Origin of the sequence: Natrialba chahannaoensis JCM 10990, assembly GCF_000337135.1 — an archaeon.
Lineage (GTDB): Archaea > Halobacteriota > Halobacteria > Halobacteriales > Natrialbaceae > Natrialba > Natrialba chahannaoensis.
In genome coordinates this window covers 36,819-46,081 of record NZ_AOIN01000055.1, presented here as the reverse complement: position 1 = coordinate 46,081, position 9,263 = coordinate 36,819, and the positions used below count along the sequence as shown (strand labels likewise).

Annotated in this window: 8 protein-coding genes and 1 tRNA gene; 6 read left to right on the top strand and 3 right to left on the bottom strand. The window is 60.0% G+C overall.

The genetic code is table 11. The annotated features are described in order from the left end of the window. Nucleotides 1-433: 433 nt before the first annotated feature. Nucleotides 434-589 carry a hypothetical protein gene (locus tag C482_RS21495; protein ID WP_161605596.1) on the top strand — a complete coding sequence of 52 codons (156 nt, stop codon included), beginning with the start codon at nt 434-436 and terminating at the stop codon, nt 587-589. Here C482_RS21495 and C482_RS09020 read toward each other — a convergent pair. Together C482_RS09020 and C482_RS09015 are read right to left on the bottom strand one after the other, a co-directional pair. Continuing rightward, nucleotides 558-628, bottom strand: a tRNA-Gly gene (locus C482_RS09020). The genes C482_RS21495 and C482_RS09020 overlap by 32 nt on opposite strands. A gap of 103 nt (nt 629-731) precedes the next feature. Continuing rightward, nucleotides 732-1,478 carry a class I SAM-dependent methyltransferase gene (locus C482_RS09015; RefSeq protein WP_006167242.1) on the bottom strand — a complete coding sequence of 249 codons (747 nt, stop codon included), beginning with the start codon at nt 1,476-1,478 and terminating at the stop codon, nt 732-734. Between the two features lie 164 nt (nt 1,479-1,642). On the opposite strand from C482_RS09015, the gene C482_RS09010 reads away from it, so the two are divergent. The 4 genes from C482_RS09010 (at nt 1,643) to C482_RS08995 (ending at nt 6,683) form a co-directional block, all read left to right on the top strand. Beyond that, nucleotides 1,643-2,113, top strand: coding sequence for a DUF5793 family protein (locus C482_RS09010; protein ID WP_049896596.1), 471 nt, complete (start codon nt 1,643-1,645; stop codon nt 2,111-2,113). A 131-nt stretch (nt 2,114-2,244) separates the two neighbouring features. Then, on the top strand, nt 2,245-3,417 hold the full coding sequence (locus tag C482_RS09005) for an ABC transporter ATP-binding protein (protein WP_049896592.1): 1,173 nt from the start codon (nt 2,245-2,247) through the stop codon (nt 3,415-3,417). A gap of 211 nt (nt 3,418-3,628) precedes the next feature. Beyond that, complete coding sequence (locus tag C482_RS09000) at nt 3,629-3,907, top strand: UPF0058 family protein (RefSeq protein WP_004216022.1); 279 nt, start codon at nt 3,629-3,631, stop codon at nt 3,905-3,907. Nucleotides 3,908-3,944: 37 nt separating this feature from the next. Next, nucleotides 3,945-6,683, top strand: a complete 2,739-nt coding sequence (locus C482_RS08995) for a DUF7527 domain-containing protein (RefSeq protein WP_006167238.1) — start codon at nt 3,945-3,947, stop codon at nt 6,681-6,683. Between the two features lie 415 nt (nt 6,684-7,098). Here the strand turns inward: C482_RS08995 and C482_RS08990 are convergent, their stop codons facing one another. Beyond that, complete coding sequence (locus C482_RS08990; protein ID WP_006167237.1) at nt 7,099-7,404, bottom strand: hypothetical protein; 306 nt, start codon at nt 7,402-7,404, stop codon at nt 7,099-7,101. 387 nt (nt 7,405-7,791) lie between these two features. On the opposite strand from C482_RS08990, the gene C482_RS08985 reads away from it, so the two are divergent. Then, nucleotides 7,792-9,177, top strand: coding sequence for an adenylosuccinate synthase (locus C482_RS08985; RefSeq protein WP_006167236.1), 1,386 nt, complete (start codon nt 7,792-7,794; stop codon nt 9,175-9,177). The last annotated feature ends 86 nt before the right edge of the window (nt 9,178-9,263 follow it).

The following is a 9,263-nucleotide window of genomic DNA, read 5'->3' as shown; positions in this document are numbered from 1 at the left end:
GATAGAGCCTCATCAGACGTGTTTTAGAGTGAGTTCGTAAGACGACGTTACGGTTCAGTTGGCGGTAGTAACCCTTGGCTTGGCCGCGTGTGTAGTGACCGGTGTCCCATGCTCCTCATTAGTTACTATGCTCACTACACTACATAATGAGTAGCTCCATAGCTAATGTTGACTTCATGGCTACTCTTGTGGGCATAGGTGCTAATATCCAAGTGTCTGGTTTCCGTAAAGCTAGGTATGGGATAATACAGAGCCGTCATGACAGCGACAGACCGTGAACGGATTACCGGCGAAGCTGACATCCAGACAGCAAGCGGTACGAGGCCGCGAGTCGGATTTGAAAGCGAATTGAAGAACTGGAGCAGGATGCTGAAATTCTAGAGGAATACCACCCTGATTTGTACGAAGAGCTTCTGGAGGCGGTTTGTGACGAGTGAGCGACGAGAACCAAATAGAACTTTACTACTGCACATGCGATGAGTTCGTTGATACTGACTGGTTTCCAGACGACCCCTACTGGCGAGTCCTTCGGATCACGGTGTTGTTCGTCGAAGGAATGCGCGGACCGGGATTTGAACCCGGGCCATGAGCTTGGAAGGCTCAGGTCCTACCACTAGACCATCCGCGCTCACTCCCTGATTTTGGCTCCATGTTTAAGGCGCTTCCGTTTCGGAGTCACCGCCTGCCAGCGATTGGCGCGCTGTCCTCCGGCGAATCACTCCCCGACCCACTCACACATCCGACCCAGCAGCGCCAGCAACGACTGCATAACAGTTGCCGCTCGAGACCTCCCACTCGAGTACCGCTAGCGAACTCGCTGCCAGATCCTGCTCGAACTCCTCGGGGGTGTAGATGTGGTAGAAGCGGTCGACGGTGTCGCCGCCGGGGAGGGTCCACTCGACCGTGGTGTCGAAGCCGGTGCCGTCGGCGGTGTCGATTTCGTCTTCGTCGAAGCGGTCGTGGGCGGTCGACCAGGCGCTGACGAGCGCGCGGCCATCGGGACTGGGGGCGAGTACGCGACCAAGTTCGTCGAGGCTGGCCTGGCGAGCAGCCTGTGTGGGGAGGTGGTGGAGTGTCGCGACGTAGACGGCGGCCGAAATTGCGTTCGCTGCAAGGGGGAGTTCGGCGGCGTCGCCCTGGCAGAGATCGACGGCGAACTCGCGCTCCTGTGCCCGTTCGCGTCCGGTTTCGAGGAGGCCACGGCTGACGTCCACCCCGAGGACGTGGTCGAAGTGGCCGGTGTCGGCGAGCAGTTCGGCGTGCCGGCAGTTGCCACAGCCGAGGTCGAGTCCAATGGGAGGCATCTCGGTTCTACTGTTTGTCCGAGCGTGGTCACCGACGGTGTCTGCGACGAACGACTCGACTTCGGGCCAGGCGTACTCCCGGGTCTTCGCGAAGTGCGTCGCGATCTGATCGTAGGTATCACGAACGGCTGCGCGGTCGGCCCGGTCCTGCGAGCGGTCGTGGGGAGCGGCCATTGTCCGATGTCGTCGATGAGTGCGCAAAAAGCGTTCGCAACAGGGTGGAACATTCAAAGGTGACGATCTTGTTCCGAAGAGACTCTTGAATACGTGTTTGTCAAGTGCAATGATGACCCGTGCGTTACGTTCATACGATGGGAGCGCTAACCGATGACTACGGAATGAGGCGCGAGCACTTCACGTTACATGTCAGTAATGTCGACTGGGTCGAAACAGGCGAGGAACCGAGCAAACCCTCGGTATCGATCGACTTCACCGGCCCAGCGGCGATGCTTCGCGAGCGCCTTACTGGCCCCAGTGACGAGGTTCTCGAGGCGGGCGAGACCGATGTTGCCCTCCGGCTACAGGAGCCACTCGACGAAGACGCCGCTGGCGTCGTGAGCGTCACGAATCGAATTACTGGCGACTTCATCCTCGAGTTGAACGAAGAAGCAGACGACGTGCTTAGATTTATTCAGGCTGCACGAGGCTACGGTGAGCAGGCCAACGACGATGACGGGCGCTACGAGGTAGAAATCAGGCTTGAGGGCGAGCCGTTCGTTGGCTACGACAAACGAACGTTCCTCGTCTACGACGACGAGGGGAGCCTGCTGCGCCAGCACAGTCTGATCCCGAGCGGCGTCGAACTGTGACGTTCGATTGTCTCTTTCTGATCTCAGCGGACTCTCTTCGTTCGTCTCACTCGGTTGGAACGGACCGGCAATTATAAGTTGTTTAGGCTCCCCTAAACTGAATGTGTCCCGGCTGCTGCCGGATGTCGACAATGGGGAATGGACAACTACTTTCCACGACGACTGAGGAGACTGCACGGACACAGACACCGACACCAACACCAGTCGCCGACGACGTCGTGCTGGAACTCGACGGGATCGGGAAATGTTACGGCTCTGAGACCGTCATCACAGACCTCTCGTTGTCCGTTCATGACGGCGAAATTCTCACCCTGCTCGGCCCCTCCGGCTGCGGCAAAACCACGACGCTTCGGCTGATCGCTGGGCTCGAAGAACCCGACGCTGGCCACGTGCAACTCCAGGAGGCCACCGTCGCAGGCAACGGACAGTTTGTCCAGCCAGAAGAACGCGGCGTCGGCGTCGTCTTTCAGGAATTCGCGCTGTTTCCACACATGTCCGCCCGAGAAAATATTGCCTTCGGGCTTCAGGAGTGGCAAAGCGACGAACGCGACGCCCGCGTCACGGAGCTACTCGAGATGGTCGGGCTCGCAGACCACGGAGACCACTATCCGAACGAGCTGTCAGGCGGCCAGCAACAACGGATCGCGCTGGCGCGCTCACTTGCGCCGGAGCCAGAGATGCTGTTGCTCGACGAACCGTTCTCGAATCTCGATGTGGACCTGCGCGTCGAGATGCGCGAGGAGGTTCGTCGGATTATCAAGGAAGCTGGTGTAACGGCGATTTCGGTCACGCACGATCAGGAGGAGGCGCTTTCGATTTCAGACCGTGTCGCGGTAATGAACGACGGCCAGATCGAGCAGATTGATACGCCAGAACGCGTCTTCCAGCAACCCAAATCACGCTTCGTTGCGGGCTTTCTTGGCCACGCGAGTTTCCTCTCGGGAGAGGTTCACGGCGATCACGTTGAGACCGCGCTCGGGCGCGTGCTGCGAGATGACGTCAACGGGCTCGCACACCAGTACGATGGAACCGGTATCGATCTCCTCGTCCGACCGGACGATGTGACGGCGCTGCCGGCGGCAGACGGCGAGGCGAACGGCTGCGTCGTCTACCGGCGCTACCTCGGACCAACAGTTCTCTACCGCGTTGAACTCGATACTGGTGAGACGATCGAGTGCATGCACAACCACTCGGACCAGATCGATCTGGATGAACGGGTTGCGGTGCGTGTCACGGCTGACCACGAGTTGGCCTGGTTCCCCGCAGACCAGCGTGATCGTGCACCGGCGACGGCAGCCGACTGACGGCACCGATTGTTGCTGTTGATTGTCACGTTCGCCAGTCACAGTAGTGCGACTCACCCGTGAACCACCACTGGGTCAAGTCCGAGGCACTCGGCCTGCACACCTTGTAGAAGTCCGTTCCACCCGCGCCTGGCTTGTATACCCACTAATAGCTACTTTTGCGACTGCAAAGCACACAACCCTTAAGCCGAAACCGTACGTACCCGTGGACATGCACAAGGATGAACTCCTCGAACTCCACGAAGAACTCGTCGTCATTATGGAGTACTTCGAAGAGCGCGAGGAGGTCGACGAGGGCCTCTTCGAGCCGTACCACCAGCTCGACGTCGACCCCTCGCACGTCCATAAATCGAAGAGCGAACACAAACACGCGGTCTTCGTCCTCGGAAACGCCCTTGCAAAGGGAATGAGCGAAGACGAGTTCTCGAGTGCCGGCCGAATTGGCAAGCGCATGAAAGAACTCGCCGAGGATGCCGAATCGAAAATCTAGGCGAAACGTATTTGTTGCACTTGCCGCTTGTTGAACTATGGACCCGCGCACGCAAGAGCGCGTCGAGCAGTGGGATTCTCGTCCGTTCAGCGGTGGTTTCGATGACCTGTCTACTCTCGCTGACAGCGACTTTTCGGGAGCCGTCGCTGCCGCTGGCGCGTGGCTGTTTATGCTTAACGGCCGCGTTGTCGGCATCGTTGACGGCGAGATAACAGATTTCGAGGGCGCAAGCGGCACCGCCTATCGGGCACCACATCCCTCGTTGCCGTTGCTCTCCGTCATGGAAGAGCGCGGCGGCGACGTACAGGCGAAGTACTATACCAACGAGACACCGCTCCGAGAGGTCGACCAGACGCTCCAGGACGGGTCGTTCACGGGCTACATCGAACTGAGCGAGAACGTTCTCAGTGGGGATTACTACGCTGTTTACTACGGCGGCCGACGGATGGCCGCAGCCTACATCGGCAACGCCGAGCGCCTGCTCACCGGCGACGAGGCGTTCGAACGAGCTGACGACGAGGTCGGGATCTATCAGGTCATGAATGTCGATATCGACGTGACTGATATTCCGGGTGCGGGTGCGAGTGCGACTGCCAGTGAGCAGGCAGGAACATCCAAACCTAGCCCAGCGGCCGACGCTACCGCCGATACAGGGGAAGAGACTGGCACTGACAATACAACCGATAGCTCCGACACCACGACTGACTCCGCGACACGAGCGGAGCCAAGCGTCGATCCAACCGAATCTGCAATCGACCAGCTCGACGTGTCCGGGTCCGGTGGAAGAACGGGGACAGAAACGGGAGCAACCGCAGGAACCGAAGCAGACGTGGCTGCGGACGAAGACACAGACCCAACCCTCGCGACGGATTTAACCTCAGTATCCGGCACCGGCACCGATACCGACACCAGCACCGATATCGACTCCAAACCAGACTCCGAGCCACAGTCCACCTCTGAATCCGGCATCACGACTGACGACTCGAGTTCGATCGTCGACGAGGAGTCGGACGGGCCAGCAGGGATCACTGCGCCGACGGAGACCGATACCGACGAGTCCGCAGATCCGACGGACGCCGTCGTGGATTCCTCGGCCGGGACAGACACGGGGGAAACTGCGGATGAAAGTCAGTCGGGGCTCTCGTCGACTCCCGATCCGGAAACGGTCGAAGCGGCCGCGGAGGAACTCGATCAGAGCGATATCTCCTGGATCGAAGACGACGCTGACGAGGCCAATGGCGCTGGCGCGTCAGAGGCGACGCCGGCACCGCCCGCGCCCGACCACGTTGGGGCCGACTCGGATTCGGTAACGGCTGACGATGGCGCTGACGGGCGGGAAGTCGAAGCCGATACTGAGACCGACACAGACACTGATGGGCGAGAAGGTGAAGGTGAAGGTGAAGGCGAAGGCGAAGCGGACGGCGAACTCGACCAACAACTCGAAGCCGAAGAAGCCTGGCGCGAAACCAGATCGATCCCCTCGATCGATCCCGACAACTCAGCGGCGGACGGCGCGCGGAAGGCTGGTCCCTCGGGTGGGGCGAACAGTCGGTCTCGTTCGGGCTCGCAGTCTCGGTCGCAGTCGGAGAGTGGCTCTGATGCTGGCAGTGCTGCTGGTTCCAGTTCCAATTCCAATTCCAATTCTCGTTCCACCCCACAATCCGCATCGACCACAGACTCACAAAACGAACAGACGACCCAGTCGACGACTACACCATCGCAATCACGGCCAGCCAGCGACCAACACAAACGGTCCACCGACGCGAACCGAAACGTCACAGCCAACGGTGGCGACGACGCACACAAGCGCAATCTCGCTCAGTATACCCGTCGAATCGAGGAACTCGAGCAAAAACACAACGCGCTCGCAGAGAAGGCAAGAGAGCTCAAGAGCGAACGCGACGAGCTCCGTGCCGAAAATCAGCAACTGACGAGCACTGTCGACTCGCTTCGCACACAGATCAGTGAACTCGAGTCCGAACTCGAGCAGGCGCGTGCTGGGGGCAGTGCCCAGTCTGGATCCGGATCCAGTGCCGGGTTCGACGACGAGACACATCTTTCGCCGACAGAAGCGCTCTCGGGAACGAACCTCTTCGTGCGCTATGACTCCAAGAGCCAGCCGACACTCGAGACGGCACACGATGGCGCAGCAGATCGCAACGAGGTTGCCTCGAACCTGCGGCTCGAACACCATACCGAGTTCGAGGCAGACAGTGTTGCCGTCGACGGCCAGCCGTACGAGGCCTACCTCGAGGACACGATCGAGTTCACGTTCGTCGACTGGCTCACCGAGATGGTGCTCTACGAGATTCGCGATACTGGCAACGCGGATGCTCTTGCGGACCTCTACGACGCCATTCCGCGCATCGACCGTGCCGAACTCGGGGCGACGATCTCACTCGCGGACGACGATACCGAAGACGTCCCCGACGAGGTCACCTTCGATGTCGTTGCGTTCGACAAGATGGGGAATCCGCTCATTCTGGCGACGCTCAACGACTCGCGTGAACCGGCGAGCCAGGAACTACTCGAGGAGCTCGAGGTTGCGGCTTCGGCGGTCAAAGCGAACTATCCGGATCTCGCAGCGGCGGTTGCGGTTACCTCAAGCTACTTCGAGCCGGGGGCACTCGAGGTGACAGAGGAGGCGACGAGTAGCGGATTCCTGAGCCGTGGCTCGAAGCTCAGTTACGTGAACCTCTCGCGCAAGAGTGGCTATCACCTCTGTCTGGTGGAGTCACGCAGCGAAGGGTTCCACATGAACGTGCCTGAGTTGTAAGGGGTATTGATCGTCGGCGGGAGAGGGGGTGAGCGCGGCCGGGGTTTCCGCGGTTCGTTTCGCTACTTGTGCTCTTTCCGTATTCCCGTTTTCTGGGTCCCTTTTGTCCCCCGTTTCCAGTTCTCTGTTTTCGGTTCCCGTCTTCCGTTCTTACGTCCCGATAGTCGCGTGGACCGTGCGAGTACTACCGATGCAGGTCACAACGCGCGCAGGCGTCGCTCCGCCCGCACTGTGTCGTGAGAAGTAAAGACAGATCAGTGTGGTTCCATCGACCGAGACGGGTAGAGGAGTGGAGGGCAACGGCGTAACATAGCCGCTGTCCGTCTCCGAAGGTCTGGTTCGGTGAAACCCGCAGGTGATCTGTTCGATCGAGTTGATCCGAGAGCAGTCTCTGGACTCGTCCCGTTGGAGCCGGTTAGCCTTCGACTTCAGCGACGTCTTCGATCTTCATGCCGTCGAGCTTGTCGACGATGTCGTCAATCTTGCCGTCGAGTTCGTCGACGAATTCGACGGTACGTTCGGTCTTGATCGCACCCTGGCTGGATGGCTCGATGAGGTTCTCCTCTTCGAGGACACGCAGCGAGTAGCGAACCTTGTGGTGTGGGTAGCCGGTCTCGTTGGACATCTTCACGATACCGATTGGTTCGTTTTCGATGACCATCTTCAGGACCTGCAGATGTCGTTCGAGCATATCGACTTCCTTCTCAAGTCGGTCTATCATGGCATTTGTTAACTTGTCTTTGTACCCTTTAAAAGTTACTCTCCAAGATGGAGACGTCCACTCTCAACTCAGTTCTCGTTGTTGCCAGTAGTTAACGCTTCCGCTTGTGACGGTATGCGATGAACGATTATGACGGTACACGGCAGTTTACGGCCGGTTCTGAACCGAAAACGTTCGGCCGCCTATCGCGGGGTGGCTGGGCGGGAAGTCTCACAGCGTTCGACATGTGTGATTCGTGGACAGCTATCGGCGGCCAAACACGCGTATTCGTGTCCAATACTCCATAGAAAGTATGCACAGGGCTGTATATGTCACTCACCAATCCCAGGGGATACCCCCACCGATACCGTAATCTGTTTATCGGACCGGCAAGAATCCGCCGCTGTTATGACCGTCACAATCGTCGGGGCACAACTCGGCGACGAAGGCAAGGGCGGCGTCGTCGACCTCTACGGCGACACCGCTGACGTCGTGGCCCGCTATCAGGGCGGCGACAACGCCGGACACACCGTCGTCCACGACGGCGAGAAGTACAAACTCTCACTCGTACCGTCGGGTGCCGTCCGCGGAAAGGTCGGCGTTCTCGGCAACGGCTGCGTGATCAACCCACGAACGCTGTTCGACGAAATCGAGACGCTCCAGAAGAAAGGACTCGATCCAGACGTGCGGGTCGCAGAACGCGCCCACGTCATCCTGCCGTTCCACCGCGTCCTCGACGGCATCGAGGAGGACGTCAAGAGCGAAGACGACCAGGAAGTCGGCACGACCGGTCGTGGCATCGGCCCAACCTACGAAGACAAAGCCGGCCGCCGCGGCGTTCGCATCGGCGACCTGCTCGACCCCGAGGTACTCCGGGACCGACTCGAGTACGTCGTGCCACAGAAGCGCGCGCTCATCGAGGAGGTCTACGGCGCTGACGTTTCGGACCTCGACGATCCGGACGCGTTCGATGTTGACGCGCTCTTCGAGGAGTACCGCGAGATCGGGGAGCGCCTCGCCGAGCAGAATATGACCGTCAACGCCAGTGCGTTCCTCACGGACGCGATGGCTGATGGCGAGACTGTCATGTTCGAGGGTGCACAGGGGACCATCATCGACATCGACCACGGGAACTATCCCTACGTCACGTCCTCGAATCCGACCGCGGGCGGCGCAGCAGTCGGCACGGGCCTCAGCCCCAACGTCATCGCAGACGGCGAGATCATCGGCATCGTCAAGGGGTACCTCACGCGCGTCGGGAGCGGCCCGCTGCCGACCGAACTCGGCGGCGTCGAAGGTGATACGCCCGGGTACGACAAGCAGGGAGACGGCGAGAACGAGGAACTTGCGACGTACATTCGCGAGGAGGGTGGCGAGTATGGGACTGTCACTGGTCGCCCACGCCGCGTCGGCTGGCTCGACATGCCGATGTTGCGCCACTCCGCGCGCGTCAACGGCTTCACCGGCCTCACGATCAATCACATCGACGTGCTCGCCGGTCTAGACGAAGTAAAAATCGGCCACAGCTACGAGTTAGACGGCGAGGAACTGCTCGCGATGCCCCCGACGACTGAGGAGTGGGGGCGCTGTGAGGCGACGTTCAAGACGTTCGACGGCTGGGACGACGTCGACTGGGCCGCCGTCGCCGAGGAAGGGTACGACGCGATCCCCGAGAACGCACGGACGTATCTCGAGTACATCAGCGACGAACTCGACGCGCCGATCTACGCAGTTGGTGTGGGACCAGGCCGTGAGGAGACTGTCGTCGTCGAGACGCCGACGACCGCGGAGTAGCGCGATACTGGCGCGGTCGTGACCGTGACCGTAACCGTGACTGCGACTACAATCACAATCGCACTCACGGTTACGATCGCGACTCC